The following is a 15,821-nucleotide window of genomic DNA, read 5'->3' on the forward strand; positions in this document are numbered from 1 at the left end:
GTGTCCAGCCGATAGATGGGTAACAGTTTGAACCGGATACATGGGTTACAGTTTTCCCCCTGAGTTGCTGTCCGCCGCAGGGCCGTCTGGTCGGGGTTGGACGGCGCTGCGGCGGACCAGTTTCTTGTGTCGGCCGTCGATGAAGCCGAGCGGATGGGCATAGAAGTGGAGCGCCCATTCGCCCTCCTCGGTCTCGGTCGCGGCAACCGCTTCGCCGGCCAACGTCTTGGAGACGTAGATGAAGTCGCCGTTCCACTTGATCTCGCCGTTTTGGCGCACGCGCCGCACCGCCGCCTCGGCAGGGTAGTCCGGTTCAGGTATCGTCTTGGGCATGGGTCGGATTGATGGACGGTAGTGCTGCGCCGGCGTGTCCATGCCCAGCGCCTCATGCGGGCGCTGCTCGTTGTATTCGCGTCGGAAAGCCTCGAACGCCTGGGCCTGCGCTGCCCGGTCGGCCGATGGCTCCTTGGCCAGTGGCAGCATGGTCAGATGGAAGCGCTCATGGCATCCATTCTGCTGCGGCTTGCCCGGCTTGATGCGCTCCAAGACTATGCCGAGCTTGATGAAGCGCACCGCCAGCGGCGTCAGCCCGGTAACGCCGGCCGACGCGAATGGCGAACCATTGTCGCTTCTGAACCGATCCGGCAGGCCGTTTTCCTCGAAGGCTCGCTCAAACACCGGCCAGGCTTCATCTTCCGACGTCGAGCCGGTCGCCGCCAGCGCCAACAGGTAGCGGCACGCCCCATCCATCACCGTCAGCGGCTCGCAGCGCCAGCCGTCCCCGGTCCGGAACCAGCCCTTGTGATCTCCCGTCCACAGCGCGTTCGGTCCCTCCGGCTCCGGCCATGGGCCGTTGCCCGCCGCCCTCCAGCGCCGGCGCCGGCGTCCCACAAGACCATGCCGCTTCAGGATCTCGCCAGCTGTCGAGACTGCCGGCCAGCCGCAACTGGGCTCCGCCCGCTTCAGCCGGGCCATGATCTTTTTCGGCCCCCACAGCGGATGCGCTTCCTTCTCCGCCACGATCCGCTCCACCAGCTCGGCTGCCGTTGCCCGGCCATGATCGAGCGGCGCCCGCGGCCGGTCGTGCAGGCCTTCCAGGCCGGACTCCCGGTAACGTCCAAGCCATTTGTAGCCGGTCTTGCGCGAGATCTCGAAAGCCGCGCAAAGCTGCGTCATCGCCTCTTCGCCCGCAAGGCACTCGACAACAAAACGAAGCCGCTCATCCATGATGCCAGTCTCTCGCCAAACCATCGCCGGTCCTCCCGGCTGGCAAGAAAACTGTCACCCATCTAATCGGTCTATTCTGTTACCTATCTATCCGGTTCGGACAGTGGGTTTCTCGCTCCCGTGAAATGGGGGAGAGGAAAGGCGGCACACCTCTTTGACCAGCCCGCGCAGCCAACGATGCGCCGGGTCCGCGTCGAGCCGCGGATGCCACAGGAGCGAGATCGTCAGCGGGGTGAGCTTCACCGGCAGCGCGAAGCTGAACAAGCCTTCGCGCAGCGTGCCTGTATAGCGCTCCGGCACGGTGGAAATGAGGTCTGAGCCGCGCGCCAGCGCCAGGGCCTCGGCAAAGCCGCCGACCACGGTGGTAACCTTCCGCGTCAGCCCGGCGAGTTCCAAGGCATCGTCCACCGGGCCGCGGTCGAGGCCGCGGCGCGAGATCAATATGTGCCGGCCGGCGGCGAAGCGGGCGGCGGTGATCTTGCCTTCGCTCAACGGATGGCCGGCGCGCACGACGCCGACGAAGCGGTCGCGGAACAACGCCTGCGCGCGCACCTCCGGCCCGGTCGATCCGCCGATCACGCCAGTCTCCAGATCGACCGTGCCCTCGCGCATCGGGCCGCTGTCCTTGTCGGGCTTGGGCACGAAGCGCAGTTGCACGCCGGGCGCTTCCTCAGCCACGCGGGCCAGCAGCGCTGGGCCGAAATTCTCGACGAAACCGTCGCTGTTGCGGAGCGTGAAGCTGCGGACGAGCCGCGCAAGGTCGAGCCGCTCGGCGGGCCGTAGCACCGCTTCCGCCTCCTTCACCAGCCGGCCGACATCCGCGCTCAGCTCCATGGCGCGCGGCGTCGGCGCCAGGCCGCGCCCGGCGCGTACCAGAAGCGGATCGCCGGTCGCCTCGCGCAGCCTTGCCAGCGCCCGGCTCATTGCCGAGGGACTGAGCTTCAGCCGCAGCGCGGCCTTGGCGACGCTGCCTTCTGCAAGCAGCACATCCAGCGTGACGAGCAGGTTGAGATCGGGTCGCGACATAGCCCGTCCATAGCACGGATCCGTCAATAAGACATGGCGTCCAATGCACTATTCAAGTGCAAACGCTGCGTGTTCCGCCATATCAGTCGCACGCTTATCTTCCCTGGCAAGTTCAACGACGGAGAAGAAATCATGGCCGACATTGCCGAAACCCGCGCCGCGCCTGGGAGCCATTCGACGGCGGGCGCGCTGGTCAGCCTGTCGCTTGCCATGCTCGTCTCCTCGCTCGCCAACAGCATCGCCAATGTCGCGTTGCCGACGCTGAGCGTGGCCTTCGCCGCGTCCTTTGCGGCAGTGCAATGGGTGGTGCTCGCCTATCTGCTCACTATTACCGCGCTGATCGTCAGCGTCGGGCGTCTCGGCGACCTCGTCGGCCGCCGGCCGCTGCTTGTCGCCGGCCTTGCGCTGTTCAGCGTCGCCTCGTTTGCCGCCGCGCTCGCACCGTCACTGGTTATGTTGATCGTCGCGCGCGCCGCGCAGGGCCTGGGCGCGGCGGTGATGATGGCGCTGACGATCGCTATCGTCGGCGAGACGGTGCCGAAGGAACGCACGGGCAGCGCCATGGGCCTGCTCGGCACTATGTCGGCGATCGGCACCGCGCTCGGTCCCGCGCTCGGCGGCGTGCTGCTCGCCGCGCTCGGCTGGCGCTCGATCTTCCTCGTCAACGCCGCGCTCGGCGCGGTCGCGCTGCTCGCCGCCTGGCGCTTCCTTCCAGCAGGCGATGCAGCGGGAAGAGGACCCTCCCGTGGCGAGGCGAGGGGGCGTTTCGATATATTTGGCACGCTGCTGCTCGCCGCCACGCTTGCCGCCTATGCGCTGTCCATGACCATCGGCCGCGGCCATTTCGGTGGCCTGAACCTCGCACTGCTCGGCATGGTCGCGGCCGGCGCGGCGCTGTTCGTCGTCGCCGAGGCCAGGGTGGCGTCGCCCCTGGTCAAGCTCGCGCTACTGCGCGACCCGGTGCTGGCACCGAGCCTCGCCATGAACGCGCTGGTTTCGACGGTGATGATGGCAACGCTGGTCGTCGGCCCGTTCTTCCTGTCGCGCGCGCTGGGTCTCGGCCAAGCGGCGACAGGGGCCGTGCTGTCGATCGGGCCCGTGGTGTCGGCGCTCTGCGGTATCCTTGCCGGGCGCGTCGTCGACCGCCTCGGCGCGGCCGCTATGGTCATTGCCGGCCTGGTGCTGATGGGCGCCGGCTGCGCAGCACTGGCTTGGCTGCCGGGCCTGTTCGGTGTCGCCGGCTACGCGGCGGCGATCGTCCTGCTCACACCCGGCTACCAGCTCTTCCAGGCGGCCAACAACACCGCCGTCATGGCCGATGTCGGCAGGAACGAGCGCGGCGTGGTGTCGGGCATGCTCAGCCTCTCGCGCAATCTCGGCCTCGTCACCGGCACGGCGGTGATGGGCGCGGTGTTCGCCCTCGCCGTCGGGACCAAGGATGTCGCGGCGGCAGCGCCGGCCGCCGTTGCGCACGGGATGGGATTGACCTTTGCCGTGGCGGCGGCGCTGGTGATGGTAGCCATGGTGATTGCGCGTGTTGCTGATTGGAGGGAGTGAGAAGTGTGGGCAGTGTCACTGAGGCCAATGCACGGCTGGTCTACAACGTCTCCACCGGCAGGGCGGTTGGCGGCGCAGCGGTTCTGCCGGACAGTTGACCCGATGTGGCGAAGATCGAAGCGATGCATGAAACGTGGTGGCGGCGGCGCGAAGCTCAGCCTCTGATTCCGGAATGCGAACTTCGCTTTATGATGAAGCTCGGGCGTCTGGAGCGCGACGAGGCAATGAGATTGCTTGGACGATATCGCGGAGACCGCGAGGCGGTATATGCCGCGTTGAGGACGCGCGATCTGGTCAGGGAACGCAACGCGCAGCCTCACTGACAATTTCGCTGCCTTCAGGAACTCACAACCCGAGGGTCCAGCCGGCCGCCGTTTGAAGTTTCCTGACTGGCCTGAATGGCGCAGCGACGATGGTCGGCCGACGGGTGGCCTCGATGAAAGCGGTTGCGGCCATCTCGACGGCATCGGCGGAACGCTCGACCTTGTCGAGGCGCTTCACCACGCGGTCACGAAGCATCGACAGCCTTGCGGCTCGATGGAGATCAGTGCGATTCTCGCCGTTCATATCGAGGGGTGCGAACATAACCATCTCCGCAAACGGTGACGCCGGGGCGTTTGTTCCGGTCGGGCCGCGTGACAACGATGCGTCGGGATGGCGCAGGGGTCAAAAATGCTTCCGCGATCACGTAATTTCGCCGCCGCCCGCAAAGCCTATCTTTGCCTGGCGGCGGTGCCCATTCCGCCCTTCAGCCGGAGCCTCGGCTACCCCAACGAACCCCCACCCACCGCGGCTCCGGCTTCATTCATTGCATCCCTCACGCTTTCACCGGCCGCAAGGCGCCCGGCCTCCATCTCCAGTTCCGTCAGTTTCGACTTGATCTCATGCGGTTCCGCATATTCGAGCCCGACCACGTCATTGCGCGTCTGATGAAGCGCAATGACGATCTCGTCGAGCTTGGCGTGGATGGCCGCGGTGTCCCGGTAGCCCTGGATGAGCACCACACCGGTGATGATGATCGCCGCCACCGACAAGGCATAGGTCAGGCCGAACGGCACCAGGAGGGTGCAGGCGACCATGGCGACGACCATTGCGTAGAAGCCGGGCGGCCGGGACAGGAAATCGGCGGCGCGAAAGAGGAGGCGGTTCATCGCCCGCCTACCCGAGCAATAACCCGGCTATCAGCACGGTGAGCAGCATCGAGGCAGGCACGGCCAGAAGCCAGCGCGCCTCCAGAACACTGTTGCGGTCGTCGTTCATGTCCGTTGCTCCAGTTGGCAGCCGCGATGCTGCGGATTCGATGCCGGCAAACGAGCGCCGAAAACCTTCGTTCCGCCGATCGGGCGACGGTCTGAGGGCTCGGTCGGACTGAAGTCGGACAGGTTTGCGAAGAGGACCGACCGCGGCAACCAAAGCCAGGGCTTCGCATTGGCTAGCGCGCAAGTTTTTTCGCGCGCTTGAAGGGAGCTCTCATGGACCTCGATAGACCGACAGACGATGCGGAAGACCAGCCATACGAGCCGGCATTCTTCGCCAGCAAATACGGCCTGCCGCCGCGGCTGGCCAAGACGATGGTAGAGGCCAATGGCGGCGGGCGACGCGCCTGCGACGCCGCGGCCACGACCTACCTCCGTTATGTGGCGCTTCGCCGCCAGCGGGGCGGCTGAGCTCGGTTGCCGGTCGCGCTGACCCGCATCGGTGCTGTGCCGGGACGCATATCAGCCCGGAACCAAAGCGGCGAACAGCGGTTTACCCGGCGAAGGGATGATTCAGGAATTGAGGAATAGAGCAATGAAAACAGTGCTTCTTGCTGCCCTGGCGCTCTGCGTCGCCGCACCCGCCGTGGCTTCCGCGGCCGAGGCCGATGTCGTCATCAGGACGCATCACAGGCATTATTACCATCACCGCCCCGCCGTCATCATCAATGACGAGGGCCACCGCCTGCATCACCGCCATCACGGCACGGTCGCCTTCTATGACAATGGCGAGCGCGGCTGGCGTCACCGCCATCACCGCCGTGACGACACCGTCGTCGTCACCGGTTCGATCGGCCACCGGCACCATCATCGTCCGGTCGTGGTCGAGGGCGGCTCCGACTACTGAGTTTCCATCGATCGTTGAAGACAAATCCGGCCCGGCTCGCGCGTCATGGCGCATCCAGCCGGACCGGATTTTTACGATGCGTCGGGAGGACGCAATCTCCCTACGCCGCGCTTTTCAGCGCGCCTGTCTGGACCAGCGCAGCCGCCGGGTTGAGGCTGTCCACCAGCCCGGTCGGGATCAGGATGGTGGCGCCGCGCTCCTTGGTCGTCTCATAGATGATGTTCATGGCGCGCAGTTGCAGCGCCGCCGGATGATCGGCATAGGTGGTGGCCGCCTCGACGAATTTTGCAGCGACTTCCGCCTCTGCTGAGCCTAGGATGACACGTGCCTCCTTCTCGCGCTCGGCCTGCGCCTGGCGCGACATGGCGTCCTGCAACGCCACGGGGATGGCGACATCGCGGATCTCGACCGACATTACCGTGATGCCCCACTGCGCCGTCTTGGCCCCGATGACGTCGCGCAGATGCGCATCCGCGGCCTGGCGGTCGGCAAGCATCGAGGACAGCATCGAGGAGCCGATCATCTCGCGCAGCGAGGTCTGCGCCACGCGGTCGATCGCCTCGCGGTAGTTGGTGATTTCCAGCGCCGCCTGGCGCGCGTCATGCACATGCCAGAAGATGACCGCGTCGACATTGACCGGTACCGTGTCCCTGGTCAGCGCCTCCTCGGCGTTGAAGGCGGTAGTCTGGATGCGCTGGTCGATGACCGCCACGACATTGTCCAGGACTGGGACGATCATGAACAGGCCGGGGCCGCGCACGCCGAGCAGGTTGCCGGCGCGCAAGACCACGAAGCGCTGCCAGGTGTTGGCCATCTTCAGCGAGGCGGCGATCAGCGCCGCGATAACGAAGAACGGCGCGCCCGCCCATGGCCCGGCAAGGGCGCCGAGGCCGGCGCCGATGAGGGCGAAGACGGCGGTGAGGAAAAGGGTGATCGGATTCATCTAAATAGCTCCTTGTCGCGGCCTTTGGTGGGTCGCGCGATGCCGCAACGGGCCTCGCGAGGAGCGTCGGCGGCCCGGGATGGACCGCCTGGCCGGCATGTCAGGGATCGATCACGCTTGTCGCGAGGACAATCATCGCCGGCGCAGATTTATATGGTGCGGGGCGATGGGGTTCGCCATGGGGGCGTGTTTCTCACCCCGCTTCCAGCCCCGCGGCTTCGCCTTGCCCACTGCCCGCCAAGACGCAACCGCGGAACCACCTTGGGTGGAGGCTTTAACCCGGAAACAACTTTTTCAGGCGCTTTTAATGACCCGATCGGAGATCGGTATCGGCGCGTTGCCGACAATCCGAGAGCCGCGGTGCGCGAGCGGGCGCTCGAACATTCCCGCAGCGAACGCAAGGTGGTCACCATCAGCGTCGGCGTCGCCGTAAGCGGCCCGACCGCCCGCCACAACCCGACCAGCTACGCCGCCAAGGCAGCCCACACGACTGGCCGAGCCGGACGTTGGCTTTCAACCGATTCCGCTTCCGCGCAAGGCGTGAAAAGCTAAGGCGTTCCAAAGCGCGGCGGGAAAGGCGCTGGAACGCGCGGGCACCTGCGCTCGGTCCTCAATCCGCTTCGCCGCCCGAACCCTTGCCGCACTCGGCCAATACCTTGCCGATCGCAGGGCCGGAGCCTTTCAGCGAAAAGCTCGCCTCGCCATATTTATCGGCGGAGACCGTCACGTCGCCCTTGCCGCGCAAGAGCGCGAGCAACGGGTCGGTAGGCCCGGAAAGCTCGGTGGTGAAGTAATTGTACATCGCCTCGAGCTCGAGCTTTTTGGTCAGGCTCTTGTCGCCGGCCTTGAAGGTGAAGGAGCCGCTGATGCCGGGCTCCAGCTGCCCGCCAGCGGCGCCGAGGTCGTAGCTTAGCATCGGCCTCTCGAAGCAGGTCAGCATCAGATGCGCATCCCCCTTCGGCCCACCGCACACCGAAGCCGTCATCACCCTGCCGCCCTCGTCCTCCTCCATCTTGGCGGACCACGAGCAGGAGGCGGCGTGGGCGGGCAGGGTGGTGAGCAGTGCCAGGATGAGTGTTGATGATGCGCGTTTCATGATCGTTCCCCCTCGTGATGCGGTGAAGCATACAGGGCAAATGAAGCTCTGACAGTACTTGATGGGTTGGAGATTAGCGAAAGCCGATGTGACGGCTGATCTCTCCCGCAAGGGGGAGATCCCGCGCTCAACCTAAATCAACCCCTCCAGCGTTATCTGCAAATCCTTTACCCTTTTCCCCGTCGCATGGAACACCGAATAGGCAATCGTCGGCGCGATGCCCACGATTGCCAGTTCGCCGCGTACTTACCCGCCACGACGTGGGATTGCGGTCACCGTGCCTGGGCCGGCTGGAAAAGTTCCACCAGATTGCCGGAAGGATCGACCAGCAGAATTTGCGAGCCGCCTGGACCCGTCACGATTTCATTGCGGAAGCTGAGGCCCGCTGCCTGCAGCCGCGCAATCTCCGCCGAGAGATCCTCGACGATCAGGTGGATGCGGTTCCAGCCTCCCGGGCCTGGCCGCTCGCCATCGGGCATCGGCCTGCCCGCCGAACTGGTCGGACCGCTCAGCAGCAACCGAAGTGCTCCCCGCGTGACGTCTGCGAAGGCCGGTGCATGGTTCGAAAGCTGCTTGAAGCCTAAGTGTTTCGTATACCAGGCCACGGCATCATCGACGTCGTTGACCATGTATCGGACGTTTACGGTCGCGGACATCGTCTCGCCTTCTAACGGTGAAGCACTCTAGCAGGATTACCGCCAGGCTGCCTCGTTCTTCCGCTCATAATCCCGGAATGCCTTGATCAAGCCGCCCAGGACCTCCGCCGACGTTTCGAACATCGCCTTCAGTTGGGGCTCGTCGACCTTTGTGATGTCTTCCCGCAGGTGGTCTTGAACCTGCTGGAATGCTTTCTGCATTTTCTGGGTGTGGTGCCGCGGATCGCGGTCGGCTGCGCTCGCCATTTTCCATCCTCCATGTCGTGGAGTGCTTCGTTGCAACGCAGCCGACGCAGGGCGGGTTCCCTAGCCGGGCACTCACGGCTGACAAGCGGTGCGAAACTGTCGGCGGGTAGGGCACTTTGCAGGGGGATCGACCGAGAGGCTGACGCGAGGCACCCCCTCTGCCCTGCCGGGCAGAGGGGGTGCCTCGCGTCGACATCTCAGATCAACTTCTCCAGCGTGATCGGCAGGTCCCGCACCCGCTTCCCCGTCGCGTGGAACACCGCGTTGGCAATCGCCGGCGCAATCCCGACGATCGCGAGTTCCCCCACGCCCTTGCCACCAAGCGCGGAGGAGTGTGGGTCCGGGATGCCGACCGAGATCGTCTGGATATCGGGGATGTCGGCATTGGTCGGCAGCATGTAGTCGGCGAAATTGCCGTTGACGATGCGGCCATGGCGGCGGTCGACGACGCCTTCCTCGAGCAGCGCCTGGCCGATGCCCATGATGATGCCGCCCTTCCACTGGCTTTCCGCGAGCTTGGGGTTATAGAGCCGGCCTGAATCCAGCGCCGACACCACGCGCGAGACGCGCACCGTGCCGAAATCCTCGTCCACCCTGACCTCGACGAAATGCGCGCACCAGGAATGGCGCGAGTACTCGCCTTCGGTGTGCGGGATCGACATGGCGATCGTGGTGTAGTTCTTGTAGCGCTCCTCCGGCGTCGTGCTTGCCGGCAGCGTGTCGCCCTTGGCCTCGATATGGTCGCGGCCGACGGCGCTCATCAATTCGGCGATCGTGATCTCCGGCCCTTCGCCGCGCGGCGAGGCGATGCGGCCGTCCCGCACTTGCAGCGTGTTTGCCTGCAGCTTCTGGAACGGCGAGCGCGTATCGGAAAGCGCCAGCCCGATCAGCTCGTCCAGCGCCTGGCCGGCGGCCTTGTAGACGGCGCCGGTCATGACGCCGGCAAGCCGCGAGCCGCCGGTGACGCCGGCACGGGCAAAGTGGGAATCCCCGAGCTTCACAGAGACCCGCTCAACCGGCACGCCGAGCGTCTCGGCGGCGGTCTGCGCCAGGATTGTGTAGGTGCCCTGGCCCATGTCGATGGAGGAGCTTTCGACCACGACAGAACCGTCGGCCATGATCCTCACCACTGCCTCGCCATGGGCGCGCCGCACCGGATAGGTGCCGGCCGCCACGCCCCAGCCGATCAACTGGTGGCCGTCGCGCATCGCGCGCGGCTGGGGCGAGCGCTTGGCCCAGCCGAAGGCTTCGGCGCCGGCGGCGAAGGCTTCGCGCAGCTGGCGCGTCGACCACGCCTTCTTCGCATGCGGGTCCTGTTCGGCATAGTTGATCAGCCGCATCTCCAGCGGATCGATACCAAGCTCATGCGCAAGCTCGTCGATGGCGCATTCGATGCCGAAGGCGCTCGGGTTCTCGCCCGGCGCGCGCTTGGCGCCCGGCACCACCGTGTTGACCCGCACGACATTCTGCTTCGACGAGAAGTTGGGCGTGGCGTACATGATGGAGGTGACCGAGCCGAGCGGCTCGACCCACATGCCGTCGACCGCCGTCTCGTTGACGCCGCGATGCACGATCGACTGTATCTTGCCATCCCTGTCGGCGCCGATCGCCACCGTCTGCCGTGTCGCGGCGCGGCCGCCATAGGAGGTAAAATTCTGCGGCCGGTTGAGCACCAGCTTCACCGGGCGCCCGAGCATCCTGGCGGCAGCCGCCGCCACCGCGCTGTGCGCCAGGGCCAGCGCCTTGGAGCCGAAGCCGCCGCCGATATAAGGTGAGACCAGCCGCACATTCTCGAACGGCACGGAAAACCACTCGGCATAGGTGCGCGCCATGCCGTCCAGCCACTGGCTCGGCTCCCAGACGGTCAGCTCGTCGCCTTCCCATCGGGCGATCAGCCCGTGCGGCTCCATCGCCGCCTGGAATTCGCGCGGCGTGTTGTAGGCCGCGCAGATGCGCACCGGCGCGGCAGCGAAGGCCGCTTGCGCGTCGCCCCATTCCTTGGTCATGGCGTCGATCGGAATGCCGTCACCCGCCTTGCCGTCGCTCAAATCGACGATGGCCGGCATCTCGTCATACCAGACCTTGACGAGCGCGGCCGCCGCCACCGCCTGCTCGAATGTCTCGGCCACCACCGCCGCGACATGCTGGCCGGAAAAGGTGACCTCGCGCACGAGCGGCAGGAAGGTCGGCTGCGGCGAGGGGTTGCCGAACCAGTCCGACGCGCCGTTCAGCGGCATGATGGTGTCGGGCGTCAGCACGGCGAGCACGCCCGGCGCGGTTTCGGCCGCGCGCGTGTCGATGCCGCTCACCTTGCCCGCGGCGATGGTCGCGCCGACCAGCACCGCATGCGTCAGCCCTTCGAGCTGCTGCTCGACGGCGTAGTGGGCGGCGCCGGTGATCTTGGCCGGGCCGTCGACGCGTGACAGCCGCCCACCGACCGCCTCGAGCCGCGCGCTGTCGGACGCTGCGTGTTTCATGTCATGAACGGTCATGCCGTCTCTCCCAATTTGAGGATGGCGCGCGCAATCACGCGCGGCGCCAGCGCAATCTTGTAGTGGTTGGCGCCATGGTCGACGGCGCCCGCCATGGCGAGCTCGCTCGCCTTGCGGACCGTTTCTTCGTCGAGCGCCTTACCCTTCAGCGCGTCCTCGACGGCACGCGCCCGCCACGGCTTCGTTGCGACGCCGCCAAGTGCGACGCGGATGTCGCGGACGGTGCGACCGTCGCCTTCAAGCTCCAGTCCGACGGCGGCACTTGCCGCCGCGAACTCATAGGACTGGCGGTCGCGCACCTTGATGTAGGTCGAGCGCCTGGCCGCGGCCGAGCCGGGGATTTCGATGGCCGTGATCACCTCGCCGGGGCGGATGTCGTGCTCCTGCTCGGCAGTGGCGCCAGGTGCAAGGAAGAAGTCCTCGACCTTGAGCTTGCGCTCGCCGAGATCGACCTCGGCGTCGAAGGCGATGAGAGCTACGGCGAGATCCCCCGGATAGGTGGCGATGCAGGCTTCGCTCACGCCAAGCACGGCATGGCCGCGCGTCACGCCGCCGATCGCCGAGCAGCCGCTGCCGGGCGCGCGTTTGTTGCAGGCCGGGAAGTTTTGCGGATCGCGAAAGTAAGGGCAGCGCGTGCGCTGCATCAGATTGCCGCCGATGGTCGCCATGTTGCGCAGCTGCGCCGACGCGGCCTGCCAGAGCGCTTCCGACACTGCAGGGAAATAGCTTTTTATCTCGGCGTTGTCGGCGACATGGCTCATCTTCGCCAGCGCGCCGATGGCGGCGCGGTCGGCGGTGACGTCGATGGCGGCAAGCCCCTCGATATGGCTGATGTCGATGACGGTCGACGGTTCGGCGACGCCGCATTTGGCGAGGTCGATGAGCGTCGTGCCGCCGGCAAGCAGCATGGCACCGGGTAGGGCGGCGGCGTTACGCGCCGCTTCCACGCTGTCGGCGCGGAGGTAGGAAAAATCTCTCATGAGCGCAGCTCCTGTGCGGCCTGGCGGACGGCGGCGACGATGTTGGGATAGGCGCCGCAGCGGCAAAGATTGCCGGCCATGTATTCGCGGATCTCCTCATCCGAACCGGCATGGCCCTCGCGGATGCAGGCCACCGCCGACATGATCTGCCCCGGCGTGCAATAGCCGCACTGGAAGGCGTCCTGCTCGAGGAAGGCGGCCTGCACGGCGTTGAGCGTGCCGCCCTCGTCGGCCAGCCCCTCGATGGTGGTGATCGTTCGGCCCTCGACCTGGGCGGCGAGCGTCAGGCAGGCGAGCACGCGCTCGCCGTCGACATGCACGGTGCAGGCGCCGCACTGGCCCTGGTCGCAGCCCTTCTTGGTGCCCGTGAGGTGCAGACGATCGCGCAGCGCGTCGAGCAGCGTCACGCGCGGCTCGATTTCGAGCGCATGGTCGCGGCCGTTGATGGTGAGATGGAGGGAAAGCGTGGTGGGACTGATGGTGACTTGGTCATTCATGGGGCGTCGGGCTCCGATTGCTGGACGCTTGAGCGGATGGAAATGGGGCTTGGCAGGAGAGGGGCAAGGGTAAGGGTTGCGGGGAGGCGACCTTCGCGTTCGTCATCCTCGGGCTTGACCCGAGGACCCATGCCGTGACGTTTGCCGAAGGACGCGGCGGGCCAGAATTCTGCACCGTAGCCGCGCTCGCAGGGTATGGCATGGATCCTAGGGTCTGCGCCGCGTCGCTCCGCTCCTTGCTTCGCCCTAGGATGACGAAGTCACGAGCGGGTTTGCCAACCACAGGCGTCGAAGAATGCCTCTGTCTCCAGCGATCAGGCAAAGCTTCCCGTCCTTCTCTACGTGACATACCGCTTCCCCTGGTTATATGATAAAAGCACTCCACTAAAACGGAGGTGCCTCCGTTTATTTAACTGGGGTCTGGCCAGCCATGGTTCAACCCCCCATATTGCGTTGGTGGAGAAAAAAGTGCCCGACCAGGAAATGACCACCGAAGCGATGCGCGACGCGCCGGCGCAAAAGCCGTTGCGCGCCGATGCGCAGCGCAACCGCGACAGGCTGGTCGAGGTGGCGGCGCAAATGTTTGCGAGCGACGGCGTCGACGCTTCCCTGGAGGAGATTGCCAAGCGGGCGGGGGTCGGCATCGGCACGCTCTATCGCCACTTCCCGACCCGCGAGCATCTGGTCGAAGTGGTCTACCGCCGTGAGGTCGAAGGCCTCTGCCATGCAGCCGAGGAGCTTGCGCGCGAGCATCCGGCCGATGTCGCGCTGGAACTCTGGATGCAGCGCTTCGTCGACTACATCGCCACCAAGCGCGGCCTTGCCACCAGCCTGCGCCTGTTGCTTACCACCAACTCGACGCTGTTCTCCGACACCTCCGGCCGCGTCTCCGGCGCGATGCGAAGCCTGATCGAAGCTGCCGCCGCCTCGGGAAAAATCCGCGCCGAAGTCGACGCCTCCGATGTCATGCACGCGCTGGGCGGCATCTACTCGGCACCGAACACGCCCGATTGGCGCGAGCGCTCGGGGAGGCTGGTGAAGCTTTTGATGGATGGGCTGCGCTTCGGGGCGAGGCAGGCCGACTGAAGGGCGAGTTGGCCGTCCCTTCGAGGAGACGTTGCCGGATCGCCTGCGGGGAGGCCGCACCTTTCGGTTTCCGAGACGCAATTGCGGTTGACCAAGTCTATGTCTATCGTCGCGCGCCGGCGGAGGCGAAGTTTCTGGCGGACATTGTGCTGTTGCATCTTGCTAGCGACGCCCCGGCAACAGCGGCGCCTATAGCAGTGCAGGACGAAGCCGGATTCGACACCGCCGGCCACGAACGGTCCTTGGCCAAATGCACGGTCCTTGGTTTTGGTGAATCCACAGCCGACGGGGAGCCTGTCTCGGTGCTCCAATTTGCCTCTGGCATACCCTCGGAGCCAAGCGATCTTTGCCGGACGCTTGATCTTCAGCCCGAGGGCAAGCTGGTTTACGGCGATCGCGTTGTGGCCGATACGATTTGCGCTGGCGACACCAACAATCCGACGGGTTCCGATGCATGCAGGGGCGATAGTGGCGGCGGTCTTGTCTACGATATGGCCGACGGTCGGCAAGTGCTGGCCGGCGTCGTCAGCGGCGCCACCGCTGCCAACGCCTTTGGTTGCAACAGCAATCGCATCAAGGTAGGCCTCTATTCACGCATCGCCAGCTATCACGACCAGATCGTAACCTGCATCGCGTCAATCGGCGACCCGGCCTGTCGCTTCGTTCCAATGCCGCATTGACGGTCGTCGATCCCGGTTTCCAAGGACCTGCCTTTCCCGATATTGCCGCGTTCGAGCGGAAAGGCGTCGCCGTCCATTAGGGCATTTGGCAGGCGGCGCAAACTCGCGGCCTTTGGTGGCTGAGGCCAGGGGATAGCACCGAAACCGTCGCTCTCCCTCGCGAGAAATGAAGTCAGCAACGTTCTCTTCCTCTCGCATTGTGCAACACGCGGCCTACATAGTCGGCACCCCCCTCCCAAAAGGAACATCCCATGCCCGAACAGCTCAAACTCAACGACGGCTCGACCATCCCGCAGATCGGGCTCGGTGTGTGGCAGGTCGATCCGGATATTACCGCCAAGGTCGTGCGCTGGGGCATCGATGCCGGCTATCGTCTCATCGACACCGCCGAGGGTTATCGCAACGAGGAAGGCGTCGGCGAGGCGATCCGCGCCGCCGGCGTGCCGCGCGAGGAGCTGTTCATCACCTCCAAGCTGCGCAACGGCGCGCACCAGCGCGACGCGGCGTTGCGTGCCTTCGACGACACGATGCAAAAACTCGGCATCGACCAGATCGACCTCTTCCTCATCCACTGGCCGGTGCCCAGCCAGAACAAATATGTCGAGGCCTGGAAGACGCTGGTCGAGCTAAAGCAGGCCGGGCGCATCAAGTCGGTCGGCGTCTCGAACTTCAACCAGGATCATCTGGAGCGCATCATCGGCGAGACCGGCGTGACGCCGGTCGTCAACCAGATCGAACTGCATCCGCGCTTCCAGCAACGCGACAGCAGAGAGTTCCACAAGAAGCACAACATCCATATCGAGAGCTGGAGTCCGCTGGGCAGTGGCCGGCTGCTGGCCGACCCGATGCTGGAGAAGCTGGCGAAGAAGCACGGCAAGTCGGTGGCGCAGGTGATCATCCGCTGGCATTTGCAGGAAGGGCTGATCGTCATCCCGAAGTCGATCCACCAGGAGCGCATCGCCGGCAATTTCGATGTCTTCGGTTTCGAGCTGGATGGCGAGGACATGGCGACCATCCGTGGCCTGGATTCCGCCGACGGCCGCACCGGGCCTGATCCGGCCACGGCGGCGTTTTTGTTCTGAGAACTAGGCTTCCCCTTCTCCCCGTGTGGGAGAAGGGGGCCTCGCGGAGCGAGGTCGGATGAAGGGTGTTCCAGGGAACGCCGACGTCTCACTCCGCTGGAACACCCCTCATCCGTCTCGGCGCTGCGCGCCGATCCACCTTCTCCCACA

General features: G+C 65.6%; 18 protein-coding genes. 7 read left to right on the forward strand and 11 right to left on the reverse strand.

The annotated features are described in order from the left end of the window. Positions 1 to 45 precede the first annotated feature (45 nt). Both FJ471_RS30955 and FJ471_RS30960 read right to left on the reverse strand, forming a co-directional pair. Positions 46 to 1,251: an integrase core domain-containing protein gene (locus tag FJ471_RS30955; protein WP_140809138.1), complete on the reverse strand. Its 1,206-nt coding sequence runs from the start codon at positions 1,249 to 1,251 to the stop codon at positions 46 to 48. Positions 1,252 to 1,314: 63 nt separating this feature from the next. Then, positions 1,315 to 2,253, reverse strand: a complete 939-nt coding sequence (locus FJ471_RS30960) for a LysR family transcriptional regulator (RefSeq protein ID WP_140809140.1) — start codon at positions 2,251 to 2,253, stop codon at positions 1,315 to 1,317. 132 nt (positions 2,254 to 2,385) lie between these two features. Here FJ471_RS30960 and FJ471_RS30965 point away from each other — a divergent pair, with 132 nt between their 5' ends. Together FJ471_RS30965 and FJ471_RS30970 are read left to right on the forward strand one after the other, a co-directional pair. Next, positions 2,386 to 3,810: an MFS transporter gene (locus FJ471_RS30965; protein ID WP_140809142.1), complete on the forward strand. Its 1,425-nt coding sequence runs from the start codon at positions 2,386 to 2,388 to the stop codon at positions 3,808 to 3,810. 104 nt (positions 3,811 to 3,914) lie between these two features. Beyond that, positions 3,915 to 4,133, forward strand: coding sequence for a hypothetical protein (locus tag FJ471_RS30970; protein ID WP_140809145.1), 219 nt, complete (start codon positions 3,915 to 3,917; stop codon positions 4,131 to 4,133). A 22-nt stretch (positions 4,134 to 4,155) separates the two neighbouring features. On the opposite strand, the gene FJ471_RS30975 is transcribed toward FJ471_RS30970, so the two are convergent. Both FJ471_RS30975 and FJ471_RS30980 read right to left on the reverse strand, forming a co-directional pair. Continuing rightward, a complete protein-coding gene (locus tag FJ471_RS30975) occupies positions 4,156 to 4,395 on the reverse strand; it encodes a hypothetical protein (RefSeq protein WP_140809147.1) in 240 nt (79 codons plus the stop codon). Positions 4,396 to 4,574: 179 nt separating this feature from the next. After that, a complete protein-coding gene (locus tag FJ471_RS30980) occupies positions 4,575 to 4,961 on the reverse strand; it encodes a low affinity iron permease family protein (RefSeq protein WP_140809149.1) in 387 nt (128 codons plus the stop codon). 321 nt (positions 4,962 to 5,282) lie between these two features. Between FJ471_RS30980 and FJ471_RS30985 the strand changes: the two genes are divergently transcribed. Both FJ471_RS30985 and FJ471_RS30990 read left to right on the forward strand, forming a co-directional pair. Further along, positions 5,283 to 5,477, forward strand: a complete 195-nt coding sequence (locus FJ471_RS30985) for a hypothetical protein (protein WP_140809151.1) — start codon at positions 5,283 to 5,285, stop codon at positions 5,475 to 5,477. Between the two features lie 124 nt (positions 5,478 to 5,601). Beyond that, positions 5,602 to 5,913: a hypothetical protein gene (locus FJ471_RS30990; RefSeq protein WP_140809153.1), complete on the forward strand. Its 312-nt coding sequence runs from the start codon at positions 5,602 to 5,604 to the stop codon at positions 5,911 to 5,913. A 100-nt stretch (positions 5,914 to 6,013) separates the two neighbouring features. Here FJ471_RS30990 and FJ471_RS30995 read toward each other — a convergent pair whose 3' ends face one another. The 7 genes from FJ471_RS30995 to FJ471_RS31025 all read right to left on the reverse strand — a co-directional run bounded on the left by FJ471_RS30995 (position 6,014) and on the right by FJ471_RS31025 (position 12,823). Then, on the reverse strand, positions 6,014 to 6,856 hold the full coding sequence (locus FJ471_RS30995; RefSeq protein ID WP_140809155.1) for a slipin family protein: 843 nt from the start codon (positions 6,854 to 6,856) through the stop codon (positions 6,014 to 6,016). Between the two features lie 610 nt (positions 6,857 to 7,466). Next, positions 7,467 to 7,952, reverse strand: coding sequence for a hypothetical protein (locus FJ471_RS31000; RefSeq protein WP_246684878.1), 486 nt, complete (start codon positions 7,950 to 7,952; stop codon positions 7,467 to 7,469). A 272-nt stretch (positions 7,953 to 8,224) separates the two neighbouring features. After that, complete coding sequence (locus tag FJ471_RS31005; protein WP_140809157.1) at positions 8,225 to 8,608, reverse strand: VOC family protein; 384 nt, start codon at positions 8,606 to 8,608, stop codon at positions 8,225 to 8,227. 36 nt (positions 8,609 to 8,644) lie between these two features. Further along, positions 8,645 to 8,854, reverse strand: coding sequence for a hypothetical protein (locus tag FJ471_RS31010; protein WP_140809159.1), 210 nt, complete (start codon positions 8,852 to 8,854; stop codon positions 8,645 to 8,647). Between the two features lie 197 nt (positions 8,855 to 9,051). Next, positions 9,052 to 11,346: a xanthine dehydrogenase family protein molybdopterin-binding subunit gene (locus FJ471_RS31015; RefSeq protein ID WP_140809161.1), complete on the reverse strand. Its 2,295-nt coding sequence runs from the start codon at positions 11,344 to 11,346 to the stop codon at positions 9,052 to 9,054. Then, entirely contained in the window at positions 11,343 to 12,326 is a 984-nt protein-coding gene (locus tag FJ471_RS31020; protein ID WP_140809163.1) for a xanthine dehydrogenase family protein subunit M, read from the reverse strand. Before FJ471_RS31020 ends, FJ471_RS31015 begins: the two co-directional genes overlap by 4 nt. Continuing rightward, positions 12,323 to 12,823, reverse strand: a complete 501-nt coding sequence (locus tag FJ471_RS31025) for a (2Fe-2S)-binding protein (protein WP_181179866.1) — start codon at positions 12,821 to 12,823, stop codon at positions 12,323 to 12,325. The genes FJ471_RS31020 and FJ471_RS31025 overlap by 4 nt, the downstream gene beginning before the upstream one ends. Positions 12,824 to 13,306: 483 nt before the next feature. Here FJ471_RS31025 and FJ471_RS31035 point away from each other — a divergent pair, with 483 nt between their 5' ends. The 3 genes from FJ471_RS31035 to FJ471_RS31045 all read left to right on the forward strand — a co-directional run bounded on the left by FJ471_RS31035 (position 13,307) and on the right by FJ471_RS31045 (position 15,671). After that, positions 13,307 to 13,909 carry a TetR/AcrR family transcriptional regulator gene (locus FJ471_RS31035; protein WP_140809173.1) on the forward strand — a complete coding sequence of 201 codons (603 nt, stop codon included), beginning with the start codon at positions 13,307 to 13,309 and terminating at the stop codon, positions 13,907 to 13,909. Positions 13,910 to 13,917: 8 nt separating this feature from the next. Further along, positions 13,918 to 14,589 (forward strand): trypsin-like serine protease, encoded by a 672-nt coding sequence (locus tag FJ471_RS31040; RefSeq protein ID WP_181179868.1) that lies wholly within the window; start codon positions 13,918 to 13,920, stop codon positions 14,587 to 14,589. Positions 14,590 to 14,840: 251 nt separating this feature from the next. Next, positions 14,841 to 15,671 (forward strand): aldo/keto reductase, encoded by an 831-nt coding sequence (locus FJ471_RS31045; RefSeq protein WP_140809167.1) that lies wholly within the window; start codon positions 14,841 to 14,843, stop codon positions 15,669 to 15,671. Positions 15,672 to 15,821: the final 150 nt, after the last annotated feature.

This window comes from Mesorhizobium sp. B2-7-1 (assembly GCF_006440735.1).
In the GTDB taxonomy this organism is placed as follows: domain Bacteria; phylum Pseudomonadota; class Alphaproteobacteria; order Rhizobiales; family Rhizobiaceae; genus Mesorhizobium.

What these genes read in the sequence shown, in the direction of transcription:
- FJ471_RS31005 (WP_140809157.1), bottom strand. Translation starts at nt 8,608, where the DNA reads ATGTCCGCGACCGTAAACGTCCGATACATGGTCAACGACGTCGATGAT.
- FJ471_RS30990 (WP_140809153.1), top strand. Translation starts at nt 5,602, where the DNA reads ATGAAAACAGTGCTTCTTGCTGCCCTGGCGCTCTGCGTCGCCGCACCC.
- FJ471_RS31010 (WP_140809159.1), bottom strand. Translation starts at nt 8,854, where the DNA reads ATGGCGAGCGCAGCCGACCGCGATCCGCGGCACCACACCCAGAAAATG.
- FJ471_RS31000 (WP_246684878.1), bottom strand. Translation starts at nt 7,952, where the DNA reads ATGAAACGCGCATCATCAACACTCATCCTGGCACTGCTCACCACCCTG.
- FJ471_RS30995 (WP_140809155.1), bottom strand. Translation starts at nt 6,856, where the DNA reads ATGAATCCGATCACCCTTTTCCTCACCGCCGTCTTCGCCCTCATCGGC.
- FJ471_RS30980 (WP_140809149.1), bottom strand. Translation starts at nt 4,961, where the DNA reads ATGAACCGCCTCCTCTTTCGCGCCGCCGATTTCCTGTCCCGGCCGCCC.
- FJ471_RS30985 (WP_140809151.1), top strand. Translation starts at nt 5,283, where the DNA reads ATGGACCTCGATAGACCGACAGACGATGCGGAAGACCAGCCATACGAG.
- FJ471_RS30965 (WP_140809142.1), top strand. Translation starts at nt 2,386, where the DNA reads ATGGCCGACATTGCCGAAACCCGCGCCGCGCCTGGGAGCCATTCGACG.
- FJ471_RS30955 (WP_140809138.1), bottom strand. Translation starts at nt 1,251, where the DNA reads ATGGTTTGGCGAGAGACTGGCATCATGGATGAGCGGCTTCGTTTTGTT.
- FJ471_RS30975 (WP_140809147.1), bottom strand. Translation starts at nt 4,395, where the DNA reads ATGTTCGCACCCCTCGATATGAACGGCGAGAATCGCACTGATCTCCAT.
- FJ471_RS31015 (WP_140809161.1), bottom strand. Translation starts at nt 11,346, where the DNA reads ATGACCGTTCATGACATGAAACACGCAGCGTCCGACAGCGCGCGGCTC.
- FJ471_RS31025 (WP_181179866.1), bottom strand. Translation starts at nt 12,823, where the DNA reads ATGAATGACCAAGTCACCATCAGTCCCACCACGCTTTCCCTCCATCTC.
- FJ471_RS31020 (WP_140809163.1), bottom strand. Translation starts at nt 12,326, where the DNA reads ATGAGAGATTTTTCCTACCTCCGCGCCGACAGCGTGGAAGCGGCGCGT.
- FJ471_RS30960 (WP_140809140.1), bottom strand. Translation starts at nt 2,253, where the DNA reads ATGTCGCGACCCGATCTCAACCTGCTCGTCACGCTGGATGTGCTGCTT.
- FJ471_RS31035 (WP_140809173.1), top strand. Translation starts at nt 13,307, where the DNA reads ATGACCACCGAAGCGATGCGCGACGCGCCGGCGCAAAAGCCGTTGCGC.
- FJ471_RS31045 (WP_140809167.1), top strand. Translation starts at nt 14,841, where the DNA reads ATGCCCGAACAGCTCAAACTCAACGACGGCTCGACCATCCCGCAGATC.